Source organism: Pseudomonas sp. 43NM1 (assembly GCF_002836905.1).
In the GTDB taxonomy this organism is placed as follows: domain Bacteria; phylum Pseudomonadota; class Gammaproteobacteria; order Pseudomonadales; family Pseudomonadaceae; genus Aquipseudomonas; species Aquipseudomonas prosekii.
This window is the reverse complement of the sequence record NZ_MKGS01000151.1, coordinates 57,933-83,584: the sequence shown is the minus strand read 5'-3', so window position 1 is coordinate 83,584 and position 25,652 is coordinate 57,933. Positions and strand designations below refer to the sequence as shown.

19 protein-coding genes are annotated in these 25,652 nt (G+C 59.0%); 16 read left to right on the top strand and 3 right to left on the bottom strand.

Translation table 11 applies throughout. The annotated features are described in order from the left end of the window. Positions 1-21: 21 nt before the first annotated feature. The 11 genes from BI292_RS17310 to BI292_RS17260 all read left to right on the top strand — a co-directional run bounded on the left by BI292_RS17310 (position 22) and on the right by BI292_RS17260 (position 14,107). Complete coding sequence (locus tag BI292_RS17310; protein WP_101208589.1) at positions 22-2,799, top strand: LPS-assembly protein LptD; 2,778 nt, start codon at positions 22-24, stop codon at positions 2,797-2,799. Next, entirely contained in the window at positions 2,774-4,096 is a 1,323-nt protein-coding gene (gene surA / locus BI292_RS17305) for a peptidylprolyl isomerase SurA (RefSeq protein WP_178076593.1), read from the top strand. Before BI292_RS17310 ends, surA begins: the two co-directional genes overlap by 26 nt. Next, the gene (pdxA, locus tag BI292_RS17300; protein WP_092277288.1) at positions 4,093-5,082 is read left to right on the top strand and encodes a 4-hydroxythreonine-4-phosphate dehydrogenase PdxA; all 990 of its coding nucleotides are present in this window, start codon (positions 4,093-4,095) and stop codon (positions 5,080-5,082) included. Before surA ends, pdxA begins: the two co-directional genes overlap by 4 nt. Further along, positions 5,079-5,897 (top strand): 16S rRNA (adenine(1518)-N(6)/adenine(1519)-N(6))-dimethyltransferase RsmA, encoded by an 819-nt coding sequence (rsmA, locus tag BI292_RS17295; RefSeq protein WP_092277285.1) that lies wholly within the window; start codon positions 5,079-5,081, stop codon positions 5,895-5,897. Before pdxA ends, rsmA begins: the two co-directional genes overlap by 4 nt. Before the next feature lie 122 nt (positions 5,898-6,019). After that, positions 6,020-6,400 carry a Co2+/Mg2+ efflux protein ApaG gene (gene apaG / locus BI292_RS17290; RefSeq protein ID WP_092277282.1) on the top strand — a complete coding sequence of 127 codons (381 nt, stop codon included), beginning with the start codon at positions 6,020-6,022 and terminating at the stop codon, positions 6,398-6,400. After that, complete coding sequence (locus tag BI292_RS17285) at positions 6,400-7,281, top strand: symmetrical bis(5'-nucleosyl)-tetraphosphatase (RefSeq protein ID WP_092277279.1); 882 nt, start codon at positions 6,400-6,402, stop codon at positions 7,279-7,281. Before apaG ends, BI292_RS17285 begins: the two co-directional genes overlap by 1 nt. A gap of 34 nt (positions 7,282-7,315) precedes the next feature. Further along, the gene (gene glpE / locus BI292_RS17280) at positions 7,316-7,645 is read left to right on the top strand and encodes a thiosulfate sulfurtransferase GlpE (protein ID WP_101208588.1); all 330 of its coding nucleotides are present in this window, start codon (positions 7,316-7,318) and stop codon (positions 7,643-7,645) included. A gap of 297 nt (positions 7,646-7,942) precedes the next feature. Then, positions 7,943-9,865, top strand: coding sequence for a PrkA family serine protein kinase (locus BI292_RS17275; protein WP_092277272.1), 1,923 nt, complete (start codon positions 7,943-7,945; stop codon positions 9,863-9,865). A 118-nt stretch (positions 9,866-9,983) separates the two neighbouring features. After that, the gene (locus tag BI292_RS17270; protein ID WP_092277269.1) at positions 9,984-11,255 is read left to right on the top strand and encodes a YeaH/YhbH family protein; all 1,272 of its coding nucleotides are present in this window, start codon (positions 9,984-9,986) and stop codon (positions 11,253-11,255) included. Further along, complete coding sequence (locus BI292_RS17265; RefSeq protein ID WP_092277266.1) at positions 11,252-12,814, top strand: SpoVR family protein; 1,563 nt, start codon at positions 11,252-11,254, stop codon at positions 12,812-12,814. Before BI292_RS17270 ends, BI292_RS17265 begins: the two co-directional genes overlap by 4 nt. A gap of 63 nt (positions 12,815-12,877) precedes the next feature. Then, positions 12,878-14,107: a multifunctional CCA addition/repair protein gene (locus BI292_RS17260; RefSeq protein WP_101208587.1), complete on the top strand. Its 1,230-nt coding sequence runs from the start codon at positions 12,878-12,880 to the stop codon at positions 14,105-14,107. An 85-nt stretch (positions 14,108-14,192) separates the two neighbouring features. On the opposite strand, the gene folK is transcribed toward BI292_RS17260, so the two are convergent. Further along, positions 14,193-14,711: a 2-amino-4-hydroxy-6-hydroxymethyldihydropteridine diphosphokinase gene (gene folK / locus BI292_RS17255; RefSeq protein WP_101208586.1), complete on the bottom strand. Its 519-nt coding sequence runs from the start codon at positions 14,709-14,711 to the stop codon at positions 14,193-14,195. Further along, complete coding sequence (folB, locus tag BI292_RS17250) at positions 14,702-15,058, bottom strand: dihydroneopterin aldolase (RefSeq protein ID WP_015097071.1); 357 nt, start codon at positions 15,056-15,058, stop codon at positions 14,702-14,704. The genes folK and folB overlap by 10 nt, the downstream gene beginning before the upstream one ends. A gap of 74 nt (positions 15,059-15,132) precedes the next feature. Here folB and plsY point away from each other — a divergent pair, with 74 nt between their 5' ends. After that, positions 15,133-15,702, top strand: coding sequence for a glycerol-3-phosphate 1-O-acyltransferase PlsY (gene plsY / locus BI292_RS17245; RefSeq protein ID WP_092277255.1), 570 nt, complete (start codon positions 15,133-15,135; stop codon positions 15,700-15,702). A gap of 35 nt (positions 15,703-15,737) precedes the next feature. Here the strand turns inward: plsY and tsaD are convergent, their stop codons facing one another. Continuing rightward, the gene (gene tsaD / locus BI292_RS17240; protein WP_092277252.1) at positions 15,738-16,763 is read right to left on the bottom strand and encodes a tRNA (adenosine(37)-N6)-threonylcarbamoyltransferase complex transferase subunit TsaD; all 1,026 of its coding nucleotides are present in this window, start codon (positions 16,761-16,763) and stop codon (positions 15,738-15,740) included. Positions 16,764-16,962: 199 nt separating this feature from the next. On the opposite strand from tsaD, the gene rpsU reads away from it, so the two are divergent. From rpsU to BI292_RS17220, 4 genes are all read left to right on the top strand, one after another. Beyond that, positions 16,963-17,178 carry a 30S ribosomal protein S21 gene (gene rpsU / locus BI292_RS17235; RefSeq protein WP_002551877.1) on the top strand — a complete coding sequence of 72 codons (216 nt, stop codon included), beginning with the start codon at positions 16,963-16,965 and terminating at the stop codon, positions 17,176-17,178. Between the two features lie 482 nt (positions 17,179-17,660). Continuing rightward, positions 17,661-19,637: a DNA primase gene (gene dnaG / locus BI292_RS17230; protein WP_092277249.1), complete on the top strand. Its 1,977-nt coding sequence runs from the start codon at positions 17,661-17,663 to the stop codon at positions 19,635-19,637. Between the two features lie 67 nt (positions 19,638-19,704). After that, on the top strand, positions 19,705-21,555 hold the full coding sequence (gene rpoD / locus BI292_RS17225; RefSeq protein WP_092277246.1) for an RNA polymerase sigma factor RpoD: 1,851 nt from the start codon (positions 19,705-19,707) through the stop codon (positions 21,553-21,555). A gap of 122 nt (positions 21,556-21,677) precedes the next feature. Then, positions 21,678-25,424 carry a bifunctional diguanylate cyclase/phosphodiesterase gene (locus BI292_RS17220; RefSeq protein ID WP_101208585.1) on the top strand — a complete coding sequence of 1,249 codons (3,747 nt, stop codon included), beginning with the start codon at positions 21,678-21,680 and terminating at the stop codon, positions 25,422-25,424. Positions 25,425-25,652 lie beyond the last annotated feature (228 nt).

Genomic DNA, 25,652 nt, shown 5'->3' with positions numbered 1-25,652 from the left:
CAGGAAGCCCGGACTAATAAGATGGCATTGAAATCCCCCGCGTTTCGTAAAAAATTTCCGTTGTTGGTTACCGGCAGTCTGCTGGCCCTGCAACCCCTAGCCACTTCCTACGTGGTCGCCGCGGAACAGTATGACTGCTCAGTCTCTGCTTCGGGTGCCTGGGACTGTGCGCCCAAGTCGCCGGCAGCTGCATTGCCGCCGCGACCCGTCCATGACGGCAGCGCCACAGCCACCACAAACGGCGAAGCTCCAGCCCAGAATGGTGCCGGTGAAGACGCTGGCGCGAAAACTGCGCTGGTCACCGAAGCCAAGGGCCGTGGCCTGAAGTCCCGTAGCGCAGACTACAGTCACCTCGACTGGGTTCCGCGCGAGAAGCTCACTGCTGCGCAGTTGGCCGAAACCGGTCCTTACTGCTCTGGTTCCTATATCGAACCGATTCGTCCTGGCATGAATGACAAGACGAATAAAAGTGACGCTCCGACCTTTATCGGCGCCAAAGCCTCGCGCTATAACACCGAAGATCAGGTCGGTACGCTGGCCGGTGACGTTGTCATGCGTCAGGGCAGCATGCAGGTCGAGGCCGATGAGGCCAGCCTGTATCAGGCCGAAAGCCGTGGCGAACTGAGCGGCAACGTGCGCGTTCGCGACAATGGCGCGCTGATCGTCGGCGACCACGCCGATGTGCAGCTCGACACCGGTGAAGCCAAGGTCGACAACGCCGAATACGTGTTGCACAAGTCGCGCATTCGCGGCAGTGCGCTGTACGCCAAACGTGCCGAAAACGCGATCATCCGCCTCAAGGATGGTACGTACACCACGTGCGAACCGAACAGCAACGCCTGGCAGCTCAAGGGCAACAACATCACCTTGAACCCGGCCACCGGTTTCGGTACCGCGACCAACGTGACGCTGCGGGTCAAGGACATTCCGATCCTGTATACGCCGTATATCTACTTCCCGATCGATGACCGTCGCCAGTCAGGTTTCCTGCCGCCGACCATCGGCACCGGCACCGATACCGGCTTCATGCTGGTCACGCCTTACTACTTCAACCTGGCGCCGAACTACGACGCCACGTTGTATCCGCGTTACATGAGCAAGCGCGGCATGTTGGTGGAAGGCGAGTTCCGTTACCTGACCGAGTCCAGCGAAGGTCAGTTCGGCGCCGCGTACCTCAACGACGACGACACCGAGCGCAGCAAGCAGACCGATTACGAAAAAACCCGCTACATGTACAACTGGCAGCACAAGGGTGGCCTCGATTCGCGCGTCCTCACGCAAGTCGACTACACCAAGATCAGCGATCCTTATTACTTCCAGGATCTGCAGACTGACCAGATTGGCGTGAAGGGTGACGACTACGTCAACCAGCAGGGCTCCGTTACTTATCGTGGCGAAGGCTATACCGCTCAATTGAATGCCCAGGCTTATCAATTGGCGACCGTCTCGAACATTACGCCTTACGACCGCTTGCCGCAGATCACCTTTAACGGTGCGCTGCCGTATCATCCGGGCGGGCTGGATTTCGCTTACGAGACCGAAGTCGTGCGGTTTGACCGAGATCTGAAAACAGGCAACTTCACCGATGAAGACGGGGACGTCACCCGGCGCCTGGATACCAACGTGGCCGGTCTCGCCCGCGCCAATGGTAACCGTCTGAACCTCGCACCGGCAGTGAGCCTGCCGCTGAACGCGTCGTATGGCTACATCAAGCCAACGCTCAAATATCAATACACCCAGTACGATCTGGACCTTGATCAGCAAGGTAAAAACACCTTGCTGGCCGACGAAAGCTACAGCCGCAATCAGAATCGTGGCGTGCCAATCGCCAGTATCGACAGCGGCCTGTACTTCGATCGCGATACCCAGTGGTTCGGCAAGAACTACCGCCAGACACTCGAACCGCGCCTGTTCTATCTCTACGTTCCAGAGAAAGACCAGTCCGACATTCCAGTGTTCGACACCGGCGAGAACACCTTCAACTATTCGTCGCTTTTCCGCGACAACCGTTTCTCCGGTTCTGACCGTGTCGGCGACGAGAACAAACTGTCGCTGGGCGTGACTAACCGCTGGATCGAAGAGAACGGTTTTGAGCGTCAACGCATCAGCGTCGGCCAAGCCTTCTACTTCAAGGACCGTAAAGTGCAATTGCCGGGCGTTGTGTTCGAAGACCGCGACGACGCCAAGTCCGACGTTTCGCCTTACGCGCTGGAATACGAATACCGCTGGAACCGCGATTGGCGCACCACGGCCGACTACAACTGGGACCCGGACAGCCGCAGCCCGCGCTCGGGCAGCGCGATGTTCCACTATCAGCCTGAAGACAACCCGAACAAGGTCGTAAACGTTGGCTACCGCTATCGCAATGACCAGGTTCGTTACGACCAGAACACCGGTAAGTGGACCGTGGGTGGTGGTGATTACGGCGTACCTGGCCAAGCCAACTACGTGAAGGATTACTACAAGATCCAGCAGCACGACTTCTCGGTTATCTGGCCGATCGTGCCGCAGTGGAACGCCATCAGCCGCTGGCAGTATGACTACAACCGTAACCGTACCCTGGAAGCCTTCGGTGGTTTCGAGTACGACAATTGCTGCTGGAAACTTCGGGTGATCAGCCGTTACTTTGTCGATTACGACGAAACCAGCCAAGACGCTCCGGAAAACGAAAAAGGCGACCATGGCGTCTTCCTCCAAATTGTTCTGAAGGGACTCGGCGGCCTCACCGGCGCCAAAGTAGAGAGCTTCCTCGACAAAGGCATTCAAGGTTATCGTGAACGTGAAGACCAAGCTTTCTGATTGTCTGCGCCCGCTGATGCTGGGCGCGCTGTTCCTGGGTACCGCGGCTAACGCCGCGGTGCAGTCCATCGATAAAGTGGTGGCGATCGTCGACAACGACGTGGTCATGCAGAGCCAACTGGACCAACGCGTCCATGAAGTTCAGCAAACCATCGCCAAGCGCGGCTCTGCCGTGCCGCCGGCCAACGTGCTGGACAAACAGGTTCTGGAGCGTCTGATCGTCGAAAACCTGCAACTGCAGATCGGCGAACGTTCCGGCATCCGCATCACCGATGAAGAGCTGAACCAGGCTGTCGGCACTATCGCCCAGCGCAACAACATGTCGATCGAGCAGTTCCGTGCCGCTCTGGCCCACGACGGTTTGTCTTACGACGACGCGCGTGACCAGATTCGTCGCGAAATGATCATCAGCCGTGTCCGCCAGCGCCGTGTCGCCGAGCGCATCCAAGTCTCCGAGCAGGAAGTGAAGAACTTCCTCGCCTCCGACCTGGGCAAAATGCAGCTGTCCGAAGAATACCGTTTGGCCAACATCCTGATTCCTACGCCGGAAAGCGCTAATTCCGACGCAATTCAGGCAGCAGCCAAACAAGCGGACGCGGTTTATCAGCAACTCAAGCAAGGCGCGGACTTCGCTCAGTTGGCAATCGCCAAATCTGCCAGCGAAACCGCACTTGAAGGCGGCGACATGGGCTTCCGCAAAGCGGCCCAACTGCCACCTCCGTTCGATCGCATGCTGAGCACCATGGCTGTCGGCGACATCACCCAGCCAATGCGCACCCCGGGCGGCTTCATTATCCTGAAGGTTCTGGACAAGCGTGGTGGCGAGACGCAAACCCGTGATGAAGTGCACGTGCGCCACATCCTGGTCAAGCCAAGCCCGATCCGCGACGAAGCTAAAACCAAGGCGTTGGCCGAATCGCTCTACACCCGTATCGAAGCAGGTGAAGATTTCGGCGAACTGGCGAAAAGCTTCTCGGAAGATCCGGGTTCCGCGCTTAACGGCGGCGACCTCAACTGGATCGACCCGAACGCGCTGGTGCCTGAGTTCCGCGAAGTGATGGCCAATACTCCGCAAGGTCAGCTGTCCAAGCCGTTCCAGACTCAATACGGCTGGCACGTGCTGGAAGTCCTTGGCCGTCGCGCCACCGACAGCACCAGCCAGGCGCGTGAGCAGCAAGCGATGACCGTACTGCGTAACCGCAAATACGACGAAGAGCTGCAAACCTGGCTGCGTCAGATCCGTGACGAAGCGTACGTCGAGATCAAACTCCCTGGTGCAGACCAGGCAGCGCAGTGAAACCCAAGCGTTTTGCTCTGACACCCGGCGAGCCGGCCGGCATAGGTCCAGACCTGTGCCTGCTACTCGCCTCGCAACAACAGCCACATCCCCTGATTGCCATTACCAGCCGCGACCTGCTCACCGAGCGGGCCGCGCAGCTGGGCGTGGTTGTCGATTTGCTGGCGGTCACCCCGGATAACTGGCCGGACGCGCCCGCGCCCGCCAACAGCTTGTATGTCTGGGATACCCCGCTCAACGCCAAGGTCACCGCCGGGCAACTGGACAAGGCCAATGCGGCGTTCGTCCTGGAAACCCTGACCCGTGCCGGCCAGGGCTGCCTCGACGGGCATTTCGCCGGGATGATCACCGCGCCCGTGCACAAAGGCGTGATCAACGAATCCGGGATCGCCTTCTCCGGGCACACGGAATTCCTCGCTGACCTGACCCACACCGCACAAGTGGTAATGATGCTCGCCACGCGTGGATTGCGTGTCGCGCTGGTTACCACTCACCTGCCGCTGCGCGAGATTGCCGATGCAATCACCCCGCAGCGTCTGGAGCGGGTTACGCGGATTCTGCACGCCGACCTGCAAGAAAAATTCGGCATCGCCCAGCCACGCATTCTCGTCTGTGGACTCAACCCCCACGCCGGTGAAGGCGGACACTTGGGCCATGAAGAAATCGACATTATCGAACCCACATTAGAGCGCCTGCGCGGCGAAGGCATGGACCTTCGTGGTCCCCTGCCCGCCGACACTCTGTTTACCCCCAAATATCTGGAGCACTGCGACGCGGTGCTGGCGATGTACCACGACCAGGGCTTGCCGGTGCTGAAGTACAAAGGCTTCGGCGCGGCAGTCAACGTGACCCTCGGCTTGCCGATCATCCGCACATCGGTGGACCACGGCACAGCCCTGGACCTGGCCGGTAGCGGCAAGATCGACACCGGCAGCCTGCAGGTCGCCCTGGAAACCGCCTACCAGATGGCCGAGACCCGTTTATGACCGAGCATTACCAACACAAGGCGCGCAAACGCTTTGGCCAGAACTTCCTGCACGATGCCGGCGTTATCGACCGCATCCTGCGCGCTGTCCGCGCAAAACCCGAAGACCGCCTGCTGGAAATCGGTCCGGGCCAGGGTGCACTGACCCAAGGTTTGCTCAACAGCGGCGCGCAACTGGACGTGGTGGAGCTGGACAAGGACCTGATACCGATCCTCAACCAGCAATTCGCCGACAAAAGCAATTTCAACCTGCACCAGGGCGATGCGCTGAAGTTCGACTTCAACAGCCTCAACGCCGCGCCGAACAGCCTGCGGGTGGTCGGTAACCTGCCGTACAACATCTCGACGCCGCTGATTTTTCACCTGCTGAACAACGCCGGGATCATTCGCGACATGCACTTCATGCTGCAAAAGGAAGTGGTCGAGCGTCTGGCGGCGGGTCCTGGCGGTGGTGATTGGGGTCGTCTGTCGATCATGGTTCAGTACCATTGCCGCGTTGAGCACCTGTTCAACGTTGGCCCGGGCGCGTTCAATCCGCCGCCGAAAGTCGACTCGGCGATCGTTCGTCTGGTGCCGCACGATGTACTGCCGCACCCGGCCAAGGATCACAAACTGCTGGAGCGCGTCGTTCGCGAAGCCTTCAACCAGCGCCGCAAGACCCTGCGCAACACCCTCAAATTGCTCCTGAGCAACGACGAAATCGAAGCCGCCGGTGTCGATGGCAGCCTGCGTCCCGAGCAACTCGACCTCGCCGCTTTCGTGCGCCTGGCGGACAAGCTCAGCGAACAAGTGCTGCAAGCCCGCGCGGTCGACTGACAGGCCTGAGCGTTATCGGGTAGGACGCCAGACGCGATGTCTGGTTTACTACCCGATACTTGGCCTAGACTGATGCCCTTCAGCTACGCCCCGCGTCCCGCATCGTTTTTAAGGCCTTTTGCATGTCCGATCCTCGTTATCAGGTCGACGTCAGCGTCGTCACTCGCTATCTGGCAGAACAATCGCAACCCGATCAAGCGCGCTTTGCCTTCGCCTACACCATCACCGTGCACAACAATGGCCAGCTCCCGGCCAAGCTGTTGTCGCGGCACTGGGTCATCACTGACGGTGACGGGCATGTCGAAGAAGTGCGCGGCGCTGGCGTCGTCGGTTTGCAGCCATTGATCAAGTCCGGTGAAAACCACACGTACAGCAGCGGCACGGTCATGACCACCAAGGTCGGCACCATGCAAGGCACTTACGAAATGGTCGCCGACGACGGCAAACACTTCGATGCCATCATTGCGCCTTTCCGTCTGGCGGTGCCCGGAGCCCTGCACTGATGGCAACCTATGCCGTCGGTGACCTGCAAGGCTGCCTCGAACCGCTGCAGTGTCTGCTCAAGCAAGTGGCTTTCGATCCGGCGCAAGACAAGCTGTGGCTGGTCGGTGATCTGGTCAACCGAGGCCCGCACTCGCTGGAAACCCTGCGCTTCCTCTATGGCATTCGTGAATCGCTGGTCTGCGTGCTCGGTAATCATGACCTGCACTTGCTGGCCGCCGGCCGCAACATCGAACGCCTGAAGAAAGGCGATACCCTGCGCGAAATTCTCGAAGCGCCTGATTGCGCGGACTTGTTGGAGTGGCTGCGCCAGCAAAAACTCATGCATTACGACGAAGCGCGCGAGATCGCTCTGGTGCATGCCGGCATCCCGCCGCAATGGTCGCTGCGCAAAGCCTTGAAGTGCGCCGGCGAAGTCGAAGCAGCATTGCGTGATGACAATCTGTTGCCACCGTTTCTGGATGGCATGTACGGCAACGAGCCGGCCAAATGGAACAGCGACCTCACGGGCGTCGACCGCTTGCGGGTGATCACCAACTACTTCACCCGGATGCGTTTCTGCACCAGCGAAGGCAAGCTCGAACTCAAGGGCAAGGAAGGCGCCGACAGCGCGCCGCCGGGTTACGCGCCGTGGTTCCAGCACAAGGAACGCAAAACCAAAGGCCTGAAGATCATCTTCGGCCACTGGGCAGCGCTCGAAGGCAAATGCGCCGAGCCTGGCGTTTACGCCCTCGACACCGGTTGTGTCTGGGGCGGTGCGCTAACGCTGCTGAACGTCGATACGCTGCAGCGCATCAGTTGCAAATGCGACGAACGCGGCAACGCCGAGCCGTCAGTCGCGCCACTTATTTCCGAACAAACCAGCGCCGGCGCCCAGCGCTAAACTGCGCGTTCTGCCGAGCCACAGGAGCCCGCCCATGAGCGAATTCAAACGAATCCCCCCACAAAAAGCCCAGGCATTGCGCGAGAAAGGCGCGGTGGTCGTCGATGTCCGCGACGCAGCTACTTTTGCCGCGCTGCACATCGCCGGCTCGAAGCATCTGGACAACGTTTCCATTGCCGACTTCATCCGCGCCGCCGACCTCGACGCACCGATCGTGGTGGTCTGCTATCACGGCAATTCCAGCCAAAGCGCCGCAGGCTACCTGATCAGCCAGGGCTTCTCCGACGTCTACAGCATGGACGGTGGTTTTGAGCTGTGGCGCACGACTTATCCGGCGGAAACCGCGCAAGGCACCTCCGAATAATTTTTTTGTAACGCGCAAGACCCCGGCCCTCGCGGGCTGGCGCGGTGGCAGACGAACGGTCTGCCACAACTAATTACGTATCTCGCCTTTACCTCCTGAATTCCCAACTATCCTTAAGCGCAGGCCATCCAAAACAGGGGAGAGCCGGTACACCGGCGCGCGGATCATCGGGAGTAACTTTCGGGGTAGTCAGCTCTGAAAGAGTTCTGGGGGGTAAACAGCCACTGAGTATTCAGCGGCTGCCAGCATCGACTGAATGATTCGGCGTCGGCTCCACGTATCGAGCGAGGTGACGTCATGAGTATCTTTAGCCACTTCCAACAACGCTTCGAGTCCACACGCCAGGAAGAATTCTCGCTGCAAGAATATCTTGAGCTGTGCAAAAAGGACCGCAGCGCCTACGTTTCCGCCGCCGAGCGTCTGCTGCTGGCCATCGGAGAACCGGAGCTGCTCGACACCTCGGCCAACTCGAGATTGTCGCGAATCTTTTCCAACAAGGTAATCCGCCGCTATCCGGCCTTTGAAGACTTCCACGGGATGGAAGAATGCATCGACCAGATCGTCTCGTATTTCCGCCATGCCGCTCAGGGCCTCGAGGAAAAGAAACAAATCCTCTACCTGCTCGGTCCCGTCGGTGGCGGTAAATCGTCGCTGGCCGAGAAGCTCAAACAGCTGATCGAAAAAGTGCCCTTCTACGCCATCAAGGGCTCGCCGGTATTCGAATCGCCTCTGGGTCTGTTCAACGCCACTGAAGATGGCGCGATCCTCGAGGAAGACTTCGGCATCCCGCGCCGCTACGTCAACACCATCATGTCGCCGTGGGCGACCAAACGCCTGGCCGAATTCGGCGGTGACATCAGCCAGTTCCGGGTGGTGAAACTGTATCCGTCGATCCTTAACCAGATTGCCGTGGCCAAGACTGAACCTGGCGATGAAAACAACCAGGACATCTCGGCGCTGGTCGGCAAGGTCGATATCCGCAAACTCGAGGAATACCCGCAGAACGACGCCGACGCTTACAGCTACTCGGGCGCGCTGTGCCGGGCCAACCAGGGCCTGATGGAATTCGTCGAAATGTTCAAGGCGCCAATCAAGGTGCTGCACCCATTGCTGACTGCCACGCAGGAAGGCAACTACAACAGTACCGAAGGCCTGGGGGCGATTCCGTTTACCGGGATCCTGCTCGCCCACTCCAACGAATCGGAGTGGCACACCTTCCGCAACAACAAGAACAACGAAGCGTTCATCGACCGGATCTACATCGTCAAAGTCCCGTACTGCCTGCGCGTCAGCGACGAAGTGAAGATCTACGACAAACTGCTGTTCAACAGTTCGCTGGCCAAAGCGCATTGCGCGCCCGACACCTTGAAAATGCTTGCCCAGTTCACCGTGCTCTCGCGCCTCAAAGAGCCGGAAAACTCCAACATCTATTCGAAGATGCGCGTGTACGACGGCGAGAACCTCAAGGATACCGATCCGAAAGCCAAGTCGATTCAGGAATACCGCGACAACGCCGGTGTCGACGAAGGCATGAACGGCCTGTCGACCCGCTTTGCGTTCAAGATCCTGTCGAAGGTCTTCAACTTCGATCCGCACGAAATCGCCGCCAACCCGGTGCATTTGCTCTACGTGCTGGAACAACAGATCGAACAGGAACAATTCCAGGCTGAAACCCGCGAGCGTTATCTGCGCTTCCTTAAGGAATACCTGGCTCCGCGCTACATCGAGTTCATCGGCAAGGAGATCCAGACCGCCTACCTCGAGTCTTACAGCGAGTACGGCCAGAACATTTTCGACCGCTACGTGCTGTACGCCGACTTCTGGATTCAGGACCAGGAATACCGCGATCCGGAAACCGGCGAGATCCTCAATCGCGTCGCACTGAACGAAGAACTGGAGAAAATCGAGAAACCGGCCGGCATCAGCAATCCGAAGGATTTCCGCAACGAAATCGTCAACTTCGTGCTGCGCGCCCGCGCCAACAACAACGGCAAAAATCCAACCTGGCTCAGCTACGAAAAACTGCGTGTGGTCATCGAGAAGAAAATGTTCTCGAACACCGAGGACCTGCTGCCGGTCATCAGCTTCAACGCCAAGGCCAGCAAAGAGGACCAGCAGAAGCACAACGACTTCGTCACCAGGATGGTCGAGCGCGGCTACACCGACAAACAGGTACGTCTGCTGTCCGAATGGTACCTACGGGTCCGGAAATCGCAGTGACGCAGCAACAAGCTACAAGCCACAAGCTGCAAGGAACAAGCGCCTGAGCCCTGTTATCCGGGCGACTGCTTCGACCTGCAGCTTGCAGCTCACAACTTGAAGCTGCCCGGAGGGCCCTATGAGCTATGTGATCGACCGACGTCTCAATGGCAAAAACAAGAGCACGGTGAACCGCCAGCGGTTTCTGCGGCGCTACCGTGATCACATCAAAAAGGCTGTCGAAGAGGCGGTCAGCCGCCGCTCCATTACGGACATGGAGCATGGCGAACAAATCAGCATCCCCGGTCGCGACATCGACGAACCGGTGCTGCACCACGGGCGCGGCGGCAAACAGACCGTCGTGCACCCCGGCAACAAGGAATTCACCAGCGGCGAACACATCGCCCGGCCTCCGGGGGGCGGCGGCGGCAGAGGTCCAGGCAAGGCCGGCAACTCTGGCGAAGGCATGGACGAGTTTGTCTTCCAGATAACCCAGGAAGAATTCCTCGAATTCATGTTTGAAGACTTGGAGCTGCCGAATCTGGTCAAGCGCAACCTGACCGGCACCGACACTTTCAAAACCGTTCGCGCGGGCATCAGCAACGAGGGCAATCCGTCGCGGATCAACATCATCCGCACCTTGCGTTCCGCCCACGCGCGGCGCATCGCCCTGTCCGGCAGCAGCCGCAAGCGCTTGCGCGATGCCAAAGAAGAACTGGCCCGGCTCAAAAGAGAGGAGCCGGACAACTTCGGTGATATCCAGGAAATCGAAGCCGAAATCGAAAAACTCAGCGCGCGCATTCACCGCGTGCCGTTTCTCGACACCTTCGACCTCAAATACAACTTGCTGATCAAGCAGCCCAATCCGAGCTCGAAAGCGGTGATGTTCTGCCTGATGGACGTATCCGGCTCGATGACGCAGGCGACCAAGGACATCGCCAAACGCTTCTTCATCCTGCTGTACCTGTTCCTCAAGCGTAACTACGACAAAATCGACGTGGTATTCATTCGCCACCACACCAGTGCGCGCGAAGTCGACGAAGAGGAGTTTTTCTACTCACGGGAAACCGGCGGCACCATCGTTTCCAGTGCATTGAAACTGATGCAGGAAATCATGGCCGAGCGTTATCCGAGCAATGAGTGGAACATCTATGCCGCCCAGGCTTCCGACGGCGACAACTGGAACGACGACTCGCCAATCTGCCGCGACATCCTGATCAACCAGATCATGCCGTTTGTGCAGTACTACACTTACGTCGAAATCACCCCACGCGAACATCAGGCTTTGTGGTTCGAGTACGAACGCATTGCCGACGCCTTTTCTGACACTTTTGCCCAGCAGCAACTGGTCTCGGCCGGGGATATCTATCCGGTCTTCCGTGAACTCTTCCAGCGCAGGTTAGTGACATGACCGCCAAAGAGCAGAAGCGCCAACCCATTTCCACCGGCTCCGAGTGGACGTTCGAGCTGATCCAGGCCTACGACAAGGAAATCAGTCGTCTGGCGGCTCGTTACGCCCTGGATACCTATCCCAACCAGATTGAAGTGATCACCGCGGAACAGATGATGGACGCTTACGCCTCTGTCGGCATGCCGCTGGGCTATCACCATTGGTCCTACGGCAAACACTTCCTCAGTACCGAAAAGTCCTACAGTCGCGGTCAGATGGGCCTCGCCTACGAGATCGTGATCAACTCCGATCCATGCATCGCCTACTTGATGGAAGAAAACACCATCTGCATGCAGGCGCTGGTCGTGGCGCATGCCTGCTATGGCCATAACAGCTTCTTCAAGGGCAATTACCTGTTCCGCACCTGGACCGACGCCAGCTCGATCATCGATTACCTGGTGTTTGCCAAGCAGTACATCATGCAGTGCGAGGAGCGCCACGGCATCGACGCGGTGGAGGACTTGCTCGATTCGTGCCACGCCTTGATGAACTACGGCGTCGACCGTTACAAACGTCCTTACCCGATTTCCGCCGAGGAAGAGCGGCGGCGGCAGAAGGATCGTGAAGAGCATCTGCAGAAACAGATCAACGACCTCTGGCGCACGATTCCCAAAGGCGCGGACAAGTACAGCGACAAGGACAACGCGCGCTTCCCCGCCGAACCTCAGGAAAACATCCTGTACTTCATCGAAAAACACGCGCCGCTGCTGGAGCCGTGGCAGCGCGAAATTGTGCGGATCGTGCGCAAGATCGCGCAGTATTTCTACCCGCAACGCCAGACACAGGTAATGAACGAAGGCTGGGCGACGTTCTGGCACTACACGCTGATGAACGACTTGTACGACGAAGGCCTGGTGACTGACGGCTTCATGATGGAATTCCTCACCTCGCACACCAGCGTGGTGATGCAGCCCGGTTTCGACAGCCCCTACTACAGCGGCATCAACCCCTACGCACTGGGTTTTGCCATGTACCGCGACATCCGGCGCATGTGCGAGCACCCGACCGAAGAGGATTACCGCTGGTTCCCGGACATTGCCGGCACCGATTGGCTGTCGACCATCAAGTTCGCCATGAGCAGCTTCAAGGATGAGAGTTTCATCCTGCAATACCTGTCGCCCCAGGTGATCCGCGACCTCAAGCTGTTCAGCATTCTCGATGATGACCAGAAGGACGATTTGCTGGTCCCGGCCATTCACGATGAACCCGGTTACCGGACCATACGTGAAACCCTGGCCGCGCAATACAATCTGGGCAATCGCGAACCTAACGTGCAGATCTACAGCATCGACCGGCGTGGTGATCGCTCGCTGACCCTGCGCCACCAGCAACACGACCGCAAACCGCTGGGCGAGTCCACCGAAGAAGTGCTCAAACACTTGCATCGCTTGTGGGGCTTCGACATTCATCTGGAAACCCTGCAAGGCGACCAAGTGACGAAAACCCACCATGTTCCGCCCAGAAGCGAACACGCCGAGGGCGATTACGGTCGGCTGGACTTGGCTGTCATTCATCTTTGATTGGTTTTGTGCCTCCGAAAGCGCGATGCAACGGTTATTCTGTCGCGCTAACGGAGGTTTTTTATGCAGATTTATAAAGTCGGCGGCGCCGTACGCGATCGCCTGCTAGGCATCCCGGTCACCGACATTGACCGAGTGGTGGTCGGCGCTACCGCCGAAGAAATGCTCGCTTTGGGCTATCGTCCGGTCGGGTCGGATTTCCCGGTGTTCCTTGACCCGAAAACCGGCGACGAATACGCCCTCGCCCGCACCGAACGCAAAAGCGGTCGCGGTTACGGCGGCTTCGTTTTTCACGCCAGCCCAGAAGTCACCCTCGAAGAAGACCTGATTCGCCGCGACCTGACAATCAATGCCATGGCCGAAGACGATCAGCTAAATCTGACCGATCCGTACCATGGCCAGCGCGATCTCGCCGCGCGCGTGCTTCGTCACGTTTCCCCCGCGTTCGCCGAAGATCCGCTCCGAGTTCTGCGCGTTGCACGCTTCGCTGCGCGTTATGCCGGGCTCGGTTTTAAAGTCGCGCCAGAGACCTTGGAGTTGATGCGCCAGCTCAGTGATTCCGGCGAATTGGAGGCACTGACGGCGGAACGCAGCTGGAAAGAAATCTCCCGCGCGCTGATGGAAGATCAGCCACAGGTGTTTATCCAAGTCTTACGTGAATGTGGCGCGTTGAAGGTGCTGCTGCCGGAAGTCGATGCGCTGTTCGGAGTGCCGCAACCCGAAGCGCACCACCCGGAAATCGATACCGGCGTGCACACTTTGAGCGTGCTGGAGCAAGCGGCACTGCACAAGCAACCGCTGACCGTGCGCTGGGCCTGCCTGCTGCACGATCTCGGCAAAGGCCTGACCCCGGAAAAAGACTGGCCTCGGCATATTGCCCATGAACACACGGGGCTGAAGCTGATCAAAGCGGTCAACGAACGCTTCAAGGCACCGAAGGATTGTCAGGAATTGGCTTTGCTGGTTGGCCAATATCACACCCACGGCCACCGCGCGCTGGAGCTGAAAGCATCAACGTTGCTGGAGTTGCTGCAGAGTTTTGATGTGTACCGGCGGCCACAGCGGTTTGAAGAGTTTGTGGTCGCCTGTGAGATGGATGCGCGCGGGCGCAAAGGTCTGGAACAGAGAAGTTATCCACAAGCGGATTATTTGCGCGGCGCGGCGAGTGCTGCGCGCGGCGTGGCGATTCAGCCGTTGCTGGAGAAGGGCTTCAAGGGGCCCAAATTGGGTGAGGCGATCAAGCGCGAGCGGTTGAAGGTGCTGAAGGCCTACAAGGACGCGGCATCTGTTTGAAAAGCTTCGCGGGCAAGCCTTGCTCCTACAGGTTCTGCGCTAAACCCTGTAGGAGCGAGGCTTGCCCGCGAAAGCGTCACCCGCCTCACAACAAATTCGAAGGCGTCAGTTGCTGCCCACGCCACTCAAACGCCACCGGCGCCAACACCTGATCAATCTGCGCCTCGGCCCACAACGTCGCGAAGCTTTTGCCTACACCCGGATGCACTCGGTCCGGCGCAATCAGCGACAACGGCCACAGCACAAAGGCGTTTTTCAGAATTTCGGCTCGGGGCAGGATCAAACCGTCGAAGTTGCCCACCTGATCGCCGAACAACAACACGTCAATATCCAGCGGCAAACCCTTGCGGTCCGGCGCATAACGGCCGTTGTCCGCTTCGATGAATTTGAGTCGGCGGTCCAACTCCATCAGCGGCAAATCGGTATAAGCCGAGACCACGAAGTTGAAGAACGGACCGCTTTTGATTCCCACCGGCTGGCTTTCGAACACCGCCGAGCAGCGGATATCCACCAGAAAACCCGCGAGCGCTTCCAGGCCTGCCTGCAAATGGGCTTCGCGCTCGATATTGCTCCCGAGCCCGAGGTGAACCTGAGTCAGCGACATCCGCGCTCGATCTCCACGCCCACGCCACCCGTGGCCGCTGGCACCGCGCCGGGCTTGGTCAGCTTGAGGCGCATCCAGGTGATCTTGAATTCGCTCATCAACACTTCCACCAAACGTTCGGCAAAGGTCTCGACCAACTGGTATTGCGCCTGCTCGGCGAACGCCTGGATCCGCGAGGAAACGCTCGCGTAATCGAGCGCCAGGGTCAGGTCATCACCCGCGGCTGCCGGGCGATTGTCCCAAGCGAAGCTCAGATCAAGTCGCAGGCACTGGCGGATGCCGCGCTCCCAGTCGTAGGCACCGATTACGGTGTCGACTTCCAGGCCCTCGATAAACACTCTGTCCAAGCACTTCTCTCCGCTGCACGACAAGGGCGCATTGCGCCGTTAGAATCAGGGCGTCCTCGCCCGGAATAGTTAGCATGTTTTGGTTATTGGCGACCTTCGCCTACCTGCTCGGCTCGCTGTCCTTCGCCATTTTGCTCAGCCGCCTGACCGGTAATCCGGATCCGCGAATGAGTGGCTCGGGCAATGCCGGCGCCACCAACATGTTGCGTCTGGCCGGCAAAAAACTCGCCGTCCTGACCTTGCTCGGCGACCTGTGCAAAGGCTTGGTGCCGGTGCTGATCGCCGCTGCTGCCGGCCTTTCAGTGCAAGAACAGGCCTGGATTGGCGTGTGCGCCGTGATCGGTCACCTATTCCCGCTGTACTTCCGCTTTCGCGGCGGCAAAGGTGTCGCCACCGCCGCCGGCATGCTGCTGGGCCTCTACCCGCCCGCCGCACTGTTGGCGGTGTGCGCGTGGCTGCTGACGTTCTACCTGACCCGCACCAGCTCACTGGCGGCGCTGATTGCCACGCCGCTGACCCTGCCGCTGCTGGCCTGGCAGGAACCGGCGGCGCTGCTGCCGATGAGCGCACTCACGGCGCTGATCGTCTGGCGTCATCGCGGCAATCTACGCGACCTGTTTGCCGGGCGCGAACGGCATTTTTAAATACCGCCCATGAGCCCCGCTCATCTCGCTCGTCGTTACAGCGCCGACAATTGCTCCATCGGCCAGCGTGCCTGCACGCTGATCGCCAGGCTTTCGTGCTGACCGGCCTGTAAACGCTGGCAACCGGCAAACGCAATCATCGCGCCGTTGTCGGTGCAGAATTCGGGACGCGCGTAAAACACGTCACCCTGCATATCGCCGAGCATTTTCTCCAGCGACGTGCGCAATGCCTTGTTGGCGCTGACGCCGCCGGCAATCACCAGACGACGCATGCCCGCCGCTTTCAGGGCGCGCTTGCACTTGATGGTCAAAGTCTCCACCACGGCCTGCTGGAACGCCAGCGAGATGTCGCAACGGGCTTGCTCGCTGTCGTCCCCGGCGCTGACGCATTGTTGCCAGGTGTTCAGCGCGAAGGTTTTCAAACCGCTGAAACTGAAGGCCAGCCCCGGCCGATCGCACATTGGTCGCGGAAATGTGAAACGTCCGGCCACGCCCTGTTCAGCCAGACGCGCGATTTCCGGACCGCCCGGATAATTCAGGCCCATCATCTTCGCAGTCTTGTCGAACGCTTCGCCGGCGGCATCGTCGAGGGTCTCGCCCAACAACGTGTATTGGCCAATGCCGTCGACCTGAACCAGCTGCGTATGCCCGCCCGACACCAACAAAGCGACGAACGGGAATTGCGGCGGTTGCGACTCCAACATCGGCGCCAGCAAATGGCCTTCCATGTGGTGCACGCCGAGCGCCGGAATGCCCCAGGCAAACGCCAGCGCCTGAGCACAGGACGCGCCGACCAGCAGCGCCCCGACCAGGCCCGGACCCGCGGTATAAGCGATGGCGTCGATCTCGGTCGGCACGCAGTCAGCCTCGGCCAACACCTGACGAATCAAGGGCAGCATGCGTTTGACGTGGTCACGCGAGGCCAGCTCCGGCACCACGCCACCATAGGCGCGGTGCAGGTCGATCTGGCTGAACAGCGCGTCGGCGAGCAGCCCGCGTTCACTGTCATATAATGCGACACCGGTTTCGTCGCAGGAGGTTTCTAATCCCAGTACTAGCATGGGTTTGCGCCTTGTTTAGGCTGAATTCGAAGGCGCGCATAATAGTCGCCATGGGATGCCCCGACTAGCGGTTTTCGATCAGAGGCTTTGCATTCCGGTCGATGAGGAGTTAACATCCGCAACCCTTAAAAACCGACGTCTTCAAGTGCTCTTTTGCCGCGAGGATGTTGACCCCGGTAATGAATGAAGGTAGCTCTGGATGCCAGCCGTCAAAGTAAAAGAGAACGAACCCTTCGACGTAGCTCTGCGTCGTTTCAAGCGCTCCTGCGAAAAAGCCGGTGTACTGGCTGAAGTTCGTAGCCGCGAATTTTACGAGAAGCCAACTTCTGAGCGTAAGCGTAAAGCAGCAGCCGCTGTTAAGCGTCACGCCAAGAAAGTACAGCGCGAACAGCGCCGCGCCGTTCGTCTGTACTAATACACAGACGTTCGTAGCAAGCTTCTGCCAAGCCCGGCCCTCAGCCGGGCTAATGGCATTTGCGGAAATCGCTTGATGCTTCACCGTCAAAGTCGCAGACGCGACCAAGACAAATCTGCTTCACAGCGTCAGACCTGGCTCTTTTGCCAGCGGTGCACGTCTTTTCTGACGAGCCTTCCAAGGCTACTGACGAGCACACCCACTGATTCCTCTCACGACGATCAGCCCAAGGCACCTTCTTGCGTGCCCGCTTATGAGCGATCCGAGGGCCATCAACTGGCCACAGCGGATTTCAGCGCAATACTTTCAAACAGTCGAATACTGATTGGTACTAACCTCAGTGGATTTTCGGCAGATACACTTCCCGACAGCGATTACGCAGACGACACTGGTCGAGCCACATTCCTGTGTGCCTCATCCAATGACCCGCGTTTGTTCGCCGTTCGTTTTGGATCCGTTTCAGCGCAGATGACGAGAACGCCATGGCCGGGCTAATTCCCCAGAGCTTCATTGACGACCTTCTGAACCGTACCGACATCGTCGACGTGGTCAGCTCTCGCCTGCAAATGAAAAAAGCCGGCAAGAACTACACTGCCTGCTGCCCGTTTCACAAAGAGAAAACCCCGTCCTTCAGCGTAAGCCCCGACAAACAGTTCTATTACTGCTTTGGTTGCGGCGCTGGCGGCAACGCCCTCGGCTTCATGATGGACCACGACAACCTGGATTTCGTCCAGGCCGTCGAAGAACTGGCCAAAGCCGCCGGCATGGAGATACCCCGCGAAGAGAGCGGCCGCCCGCATAAACCGCGGCAACCGACCGATTCGCCGCTGTACCCGCTGCTCACCGCCGCCGCTGATTTTTACCGGCAGGCGCTGAAAAGCCACCCCTCGCGCAAAGCCGCCGTGGACTATTTGAAGGGCCGTGGCCTGACCGGTGAAATCGCCCGCGACTTCGGCCTCGGCTTCGCCCCGCCCGGCTGGGACAATCTGTTCAAGCACTTGAGCAGCGACACCCTGCAACAAAAAGCCATGGTCGACGCCGGACTGCTGATCGAGAACGCCGAAACCGGCAAACGCTATGACCGCTTCCGCGATCGCGTGATGTTCCCGATCCGCGACAGTCGCGGGCGCATCATCGCTTTTGGCGGTCGCGTACTGGGCGACGACAAACCGAAATACCTCAATTCACCGGAAACCCCGGTATTCCATAAAGGCCAGGAGCTTTACGGCCTCTATGAAGCGCGCAAGAACAATCGCAACCTCGACGAAATCATCGTCGTCGAAGGCTACATGGACGTTATCGCCCTCGCCCAGCAAGGCTTGCGCAACGCCGTGGCGACCCTGGGCACGGCGACCAGCGAAGAGCACTTGAAGCGACTGTTTCGCGTGGTGCCCAACGTGCTGTTCTGTTTCGACGGCGACCAGGCAGGCCGCAATGCCGCATGGCGAGCCCTCGAAGCCACGTTGCCGTGCCTGCAGGACGGGCGACGCGCACGCTTTTTGTTTCTGCCCGAGGGCGAAGACCCGGATACGCTGGTTCGCTCGGAAGGCACTGACGCTTTTCGCGCGCGGATCAATCAACACGCGCAACCGCTGGCAGATTATTTCTTTCAGCAACTGACCGAGGAATCGGACCCGCGCTCGCTCGAAGGCAAGGCCCACATGGCCACCCTCGCGGCGCCGCTGATCGATAAAGTCCCGGGCGCCAACCTGCGCATCCTGATGCGTCAGCGTTTGACCGAAATCACCGGCCTGACCGGCGAAGCGATGAGCCAACTGGTGCACAGCGCTCCGCAGGACGCGCCGCCCGCCTACGATCCGGGCATCGATTACGACGCGATGCCGGATTACAGCGACTACCATCAGCCGCAAGCGCAAGACGCCTACGCGCCGCAGCAGGAATGGACGCCAAAGAAACCCGGCGCCGGCGGCAAGAAGTGGGACAAAAAGCCTTGGGACAAGAACGGCAAGCGCGGTGATCGCGATCAACCAAGTGCCCCGCGCACGCCGATCGCCGTCGAAGCACCAACACTGATCGCTTTACGTACGCTGATTCATCATCCAGACCTGGCCGGCCGGGTAGAAACCGCCGACCACTTCGCCAATGAAAGCAATACGTATGCGCAGTTGCTGGTGGCCCTGATCGGGGCCGTGCAAAAAAATCCTAAGCTAAACTCAATTCAGCTGATGGCCCGATGGCACGGGACCGAACAGGGCAAATTGCTCAAGGCTCTGGCGGAAAAGGAATGGTTGATTGACGGCAACAACCTTGAACAACAGTTTTTAGACACCATTACTAGGTTATCAGCCGCTCAACACACGGATAGCCTGGAAGCACTAATCAGAAAAGCAAGGCAGCCAGGACTGACCGCGGAGGAAGCAAATCAGATCGCAAATCAGATGCGCGACCTATTAAAACGCAATATGGCTGTATCAACCCCGACCTCAACTGGCGCGTGAGGTCATAGCTCAGGTATAATCCTCGGCTTGTTTTTTGCCCGCCAAGACCTTCAGTGGATAGGGTGTTATGTCCGGAAAAGCGCAACAGCAGTCTCGTATCAAAGAGTTGATCACACTTGGTCGTGAGCAGGGTTACCTGACTTACGCGGAGGTCAACGACCACCTGCCGGAGGATATTTCAGATCCGGAACAGGTGGAAGACATCATCCGCATGATCAACGACATGGGGATCAACGTATTCGAGGTTGCGCCAGATAAGGATTCCCTTATGCTGGCCGACGCCGATACCGACGAAGCCGCGGCCGAAGAGGCAGCAGCAGCGTTGGCAGCGGTCGAGACCGACATTGGTCGCACCACCGACCCAGTGCGCATGTACATGCGTGAAATGGGTACGGTAGAGCTCCTCACTCGTGAAGGCGAAATTGAAATCGCCAAGCGTATTGAAGAGGGCATCCGCGAAGTGATGGGCGCAATTGCGCACTTCCCTGGCACGGTTGACCACATTCTGTCCGAATACACTCGCGTCACCACCGAAGGTGGTCGCCTGTCCGACGTTCTGAGCGGTTATATCGACCCGGACGACGGCATTGCGCCGCCTGCAGCCGAAGTGCCGCCGCCAGTCGATCCGAAAGCCGTGAAAGCGGAAGACGATACCGACGAAGACGAAGCTGAAGCCAGCACCGACGACGAAGAAGAAGTCGAAAGCGGTCCTGATCCTGTTATCGCCGCACAGCGTTTTGGCGCTGTCTCCGATCAGATGGAAGTGACCCGCAAGGCGCTGAAAAAGCATGGTCGCGGCAACAAGGCGGCAATTGCCGAACTGGTGCTGCTGGCTGAGCTGTTCATGCCGATCAAACTGGTGCCGAAGCAATTCGAAGGCCTGGTCGAGCGTGTTCGCAGTGCCCTGGATCGTCTGCGTCAGCAAGAGCGCGCGATCATGCAGCTTTGCGTTCGTGATGCGCGCATGCCGCGTGCCGACTTCCTGCGCCAGTTCCCGGGCAATGAAGTTGACGAAAGCTGGTCCGATGGCTTGGCCAAAGGCAAAGGCAAATACGCCGAAGCGATTGGTCGCCTGCAACCGGACATCCTGCGTTGCCAGCAGAAGCTGATCGCGCTGCAAACCGAAACCGGTTTGACGATCGCCGAGATCAAGGACATCAACCGTCGCATGTCGATCGGTGAGGCCAAGGCCCGCCGCGCGAAGAAAGAGATGGTCGAAGCGAACTTGCGTCTGGTGATCTCCATCGCCAAGAAGTACACCAACCGTGGCCTGCAATTCCTCGATCTGATCCAGGAAGGCAACATTGGTTTGATGAAAGCGGTAGACAAGTTCGAATACCGCCGCGGCTACAAATTCTCGACTTATGCCACCTGGTGGATCCGTCAGGCGATCACTCGCTCGATCGCCGACCAGGCCCGCACCATCCGTATTCCGGTGCACATGATCGAGACGATCAACAAGCTCAACCGTATTTCCCGGCAGATGTTGCAGGAAATGGGTCGCGAACCGACCCCGGAAGAGCTGGGCGAACGCATGGAAATGCCTGAGGACAAGATCCGCAAGGTATTGAAGATCGCTAAAGAGCCGATCTCCATGGAAACCCCGATCGGTGATGACGAAGACTCCCACCTGGGTGACTTCATCGAAGACTCGACCATGCAGTCGCCAATCGATGTTGCAACCGTTGAGAGCCTTAAAGAAGCGACTCGCGAAGTTCTCTCCGGCCTCACAGCACGTGAAGCCAAGGTTCTGCGCATGCGCTTCGGTATCGACATGAATACCGACCACACCCTCGAGGAGGTTGGTAAGCAGTTCGACGTTACCCGTGAACGGATTCGTCAGATCGAAGCCAAGGCGTTGCGCAAGCTGCGCCACCCGACGAGAAGCGAGCATTTGCGCTCCTTCCTCGACGAGTGATCACAGAACCCCCGGCCCAGGCCGGGGGTTTTGCTTTCTACAGATTAAATCCCCCGCACCACCCTCCTGCCGAATTGCCCGTCTACACTCGAAACATTCCCCCGAGCCATAACGAGACCGTTATGCCCAGATTGCCGACCGTGCTTTTTTTGCTGTCGCTGATGACCTGGACCGCAACGGCTGGCGCGCTGACTCTGACCGACGAAGAACGTAGCTGGCTGGCGGCTCACCCGGACTTGCGCCTGGGTGTCGATGCGTCGTGGCCGCCGTTCGAATTCCGCGACGAACACAACCGTTATCAGGGCTTGGCGGCCGACTACATCAACGTCATTCGCCAGCGCTTGGACATCAAACTCACACCGATCGAGCCGGTCAGTTGGACCGTGGTTCTGGAACAGGTCAAACAGGGCAAACTGGACCTGCTGCCGGGCATCATGTCGACGCCCGAACGCCAGAGTTACCTGTCATTTACCCGCCCCTACCTGGATTTCCCGATTGTCATCCTCGCCCACGTCGGCGGCCCTCAACCGCGCAAGATCGAGGAACTGTACGGGCTGAAAATCGCCGTGGTGGAAAACTATGCGCCGCACGAATTGCTGCGCACGCATCACCCGGACCTGAATCTGGTGGCGATGCCCAACGTCAGTTCGGCGCTGCAAGCGCTGGCCACCGATGAAGTCGACGCAGTGGTCGGTGACCTTGCCTCCAGCGTCTGGAGCCTGCGCCAACTCAAGCTCGATGGCCTCTACGTCAGCGGCGAAACGCCCTATCGCTATCAACTGGCGATGGCCGTGCCGCCCAACAACAAAATCCTCGTGGGCATTCTCGACAAAGTGCTGGCGGACATGAGCGCCAGCGAAATCAGCGCAATTCAGGAACATTGGGTCGGCAACGTCCTCGATCACCGCACGTTCTGGTCGGATTTGCTGGTCTATGGGCTGCCGGGTCTGCTGATTTTGTTCACCGTGCTGGCCGTGGTGATTCGGATCAATCGGCGTTTAAGCTCGGAAATTGCCCGGCGCATCGATCTGGAACAGGAACTGCGCAGCAGCGAATATCACTATCGCGGATTGGTCGAGAGCCTGTCGGCGATTGCCTGGGAAGCGCGGATCAGCGATTTCACCTACAGCTATGTGTCGCCGCACGCCGAAGATTTGCTCGGCTATCCCCTCTCCCATTGGTTGATTCCGGGTTTCTGGCGCAACATCATTCACCCCGCCGACCTGACCCGTGCGCAGAATTTTTGCGATCACGAAGTCCTCGCCGGCCGCGATCACAGCGTCGATTATCGGGTCATCACCGCCGATGGCCGCTGCCTGTGGGTGCGCGACATCGTCAGCCTGATCGAGCACGGCCACGAACCGGTGCTGCGCGGGTTGATGATCGACATCAGCGACGCCAAACGCACCGAAGAAGCGCTGCGCCTTTCCGAACAGAAGTTCGCCTCGGTGTTCCAGCAGTGCCCGGACATCCTGGTGATTGCGCGGTTGTCCGACGGCTGTTTGCTGGAGGTCAACGAGGCGTTCGAAGAGCAGATCGGCCTAAAGGCCAGCGATGTCATCGGCCAGACCGCCACCAATTTAAACATTTGGGGCATTCCCGGCGTCGGCCCCGGCCTGCTGCAACGCTTGCAGGCCGGCAGCATTCGTAACCTGGAAATGCCTTTTCGGCGCAACAATGGCCAGGTGTTCACCGGGCTGATTTCCGCTGAACCGTTCGACCTCGATGAAACACCGGCGCTGGTGGTGGTGGTGCGCGATATCAGTCAGCTCAAGGAAACCCAGCAACAACTGCAAACCTCCGAAGAGAAGTTCGCCAAAGCCTTCCACGCCTCGCCTGACGGCTTGCTGCTGTCGCGGCAGAGCGACGGCATGCTGCTGGAGGTCAACGAGGGCTTCAGCCGCATTACCGGCTTCAACAGCGCGATGTCAGTGGACCGCTCGACGCTGGACTTGGGCATCTGGGTCAATCTCAACGAACGCAAACACATGCTCGACTTGCTGCACCGCGATGGTTTCGTCCGCGATTTCAGTTGCCACATCCGCCGCAACGACGGTCAGATTCGTCTCTGCGAAGTGTCGAGCCGGCCGCTGCCGATTGGCGACGAAGATTGCATGCTGACCATCGCCCGCGACATTACCGAACGTCACTTGATGCAGGAAAAACTGCAACAGGCGGCCACTGTGTTCGAGAGCACCGCGGAAGGCGTGTTGATCACCGACACTCAGCAGCACATCAGCGCGGTCAACCGCGCCTTCACCGAAATCACCGGTTACAGCGAAAGCGAAGCGTTGGGCCACACCCCGCGCCTGCTTGCTTCCGGGCTGCACGACAGCGCGTTTTACGCGGCGATGTGGCATCAGTTGACTGACGAAGGTCACTGGCAAGGCGAGATTTCCAATCGGCGCAAGAACGGCGAGCTGTACCCGAGCTGGCTGACCATCAGCGCCGTGCGCAATCGCGAGCAGTTCATCACACACTTTGTCGCGGTGTTCGCCGACATCTCCAGCCTCAAACACGCGCAGGCCAAACTCGACTATCAGGCGCACCACGACCCGCTGACCGGTCTGCCGAATCGCACTTTGTTCGAAAGCCGACTGCTCACCGCGCTGAACAATCAGCAGGAAAACGGCGGCCAGGGCGCCGTGCTGTTCCTCGACCTCGACCGCTTCAAACACATCAACGACAGCCTCGGCCACCCGGTCGGCGACCTGTTGCTCAAAGGCATCGCCGTGCGCCTCAAGGAGCAACTGCGCGACATCGACACGGTTGCGCGACTCGGTGGCGATGAGTTCATCATTCTGCTGCCGGGCCTGCAGCAAGCCACCGACGCCGACCACATCGCGAACAAACTGCTCAACTGTTTTGCCGCGCCGTTCCAGGCCGGCGAGCACGAGTTTTTCATCAGCGCGAGCATCGGCAGCAGCCTGTACCCCAAGGACGGTTGCGACGTTGCGACGCTGGTGAAAAACGCCGACGCAGCGATGTACCGCTCCAAAGCCAAGGGCCGCAACCGCGTCGAAAGCTACACCCGCGACCTGACGGCCCAGGCCAGCGAACGCGTGGCGCTGGAACACGAACTGCGCCGCGCCATCGAGCGCAACGAATTGCACCTGTATTACCAACCGAAAATCAGCCTCGACGACCATCGTCTGGTCGGCGCCGAAGCGCTGATTCGCTGGCGTCACCCGACGTTCGGCGACGTGCCGCCGGAACACTTCATTCCGCTGGCCGAAGAAAACGGCATGATTCTGCAGATCGGCGATTGGGTGCTTGAGACAGCGTGCCGACAGATGTTCGAGTGGAATCAGGTCTATGAAAGCCTCGGCCCACTGTCGGTCAACCTCGCCGGCGCACAATTGCGCCAACCGAATCTGCTCGGCCGCATCGAACAACTGCTCCGGGACAACCGCCTCAAGCCCGGCTTTCTGCAACTGGAAATTACCGAAAACTTCATCATGAGCCAGGCCGAAGAGGCGCTCGCGGTGTTGCATCAACTCAAACATCTGGGCGTGCAACTGGCGATCGACGACTTCGGCACTGGCTATTCATCCCTCAGCTACCTCAAGCGCCTGCCGCTGGACATCCTCAAGATCGACCAGTCTTTCGTCCGCGGGTTACCGGATGATCCCCACGACGCGGCGATCGTGCGGGCGATCATCGCGCTCGGCCGCAGCATGCAATTCACCATCATCGCCGAGGGCGTCGAAACCCAGGCCCAACAGCAATTCCTCGCCGCCGAAGGATGCGAACAGATCCAGGGCTACATCGTCAGCCTGCCCCTGCCGCCCGAGGAATTCGCCGCGACGTTTCTTCGTATCGCAGTTTCAGACTTTTCGGATAGCACAGCAGAGAAACCGTCGTTATAATCCGCGGCCTACTGAGGGCCTATAGCTCAGTTGGTCAGAGCAGAGGACTCATAATCCTTTGGTCCACGGTTCTTATGTGGTATGAATGCCAGTGTGGTGTTTGAATCGCGGATTTGATAGCTTCATGATGTATTTTGGGCCTCTAGCTCATGTTGGTTAGAGCAGCGGACTTAATAGATCAGCACCTAAACCCTCCAGGGCATGGCGCTGAACAAATGGGTTGCCTTG

Bases quoted from the DNA above. Each gene is read 5' to 3' on its own strand.
- BI292_RS17265 (WP_092277266.1), top strand. From the start codon at position 11,252: ATGACCGCCAAAGAGCAGAAGCGCCAACCCATTTCCACCGGCTCCGAG.
- glpE (WP_101208588.1), top strand. From the start codon at position 7,316: ATGAGCGAATTCAAACGAATCCCCCCACAAAAAGCCCAGGCATTGCGC.
- BI292_RS17285 (WP_092277279.1), top strand. From the start codon at position 6,400: ATGGCAACCTATGCCGTCGGTGACCTGCAAGGCTGCCTCGAACCGCTG.
- BI292_RS17275 (WP_092277272.1), top strand. From the start codon at position 7,943: ATGAGTATCTTTAGCCACTTCCAACAACGCTTCGAGTCCACACGCCAG.
- rpoD (WP_092277246.1), top strand. From the start codon at position 19,705: ATGTCCGGAAAAGCGCAACAGCAGTCTCGTATCAAAGAGTTGATCACA.
- BI292_RS17310 (WP_101208589.1), top strand. From the start codon at position 22: ATGGCATTGAAATCCCCCGCGTTTCGTAAAAAATTTCCGTTGTTGGTT.
- folK (WP_101208586.1), bottom strand. From the start codon at position 14,711: ATGTCGCTGACTCAGGTTCACCTCGGGCTCGGGAGCAATATCGAGCGC.
- dnaG (WP_092277249.1), top strand. From the start codon at position 17,661: ATGGCCGGGCTAATTCCCCAGAGCTTCATTGACGACCTTCTGAACCGT.
- rpsU (WP_002551877.1), top strand. From the start codon at position 16,963: ATGCCAGCCGTCAAAGTAAAAGAGAACGAACCCTTCGACGTAGCTCTG.
- rsmA (WP_092277285.1), top strand. From the start codon at position 5,079: ATGACCGAGCATTACCAACACAAGGCGCGCAAACGCTTTGGCCAGAAC.
- BI292_RS17270 (WP_092277269.1), top strand. From the start codon at position 9,984: ATGAGCTATGTGATCGACCGACGTCTCAATGGCAAAAACAAGAGCACG.
- tsaD (WP_092277252.1), bottom strand. From the start codon at position 16,763: ATGCTAGTACTGGGATTAGAAACCTCCTGCGACGAAACCGGTGTCGCA.
- plsY (WP_092277255.1), top strand. From the start codon at position 15,133: ATGTTTTGGTTATTGGCGACCTTCGCCTACCTGCTCGGCTCGCTGTCC.
- apaG (WP_092277282.1), top strand. From the start codon at position 6,020: ATGTCCGATCCTCGTTATCAGGTCGACGTCAGCGTCGTCACTCGCTAT.
- BI292_RS17220 (WP_101208585.1), top strand. From the start codon at position 21,678: ATGCCCAGATTGCCGACCGTGCTTTTTTTGCTGTCGCTGATGACCTGG.
- BI292_RS17260 (WP_101208587.1), top strand. From the start codon at position 12,878: ATGCAGATTTATAAAGTCGGCGGCGCCGTACGCGATCGCCTGCTAGGC.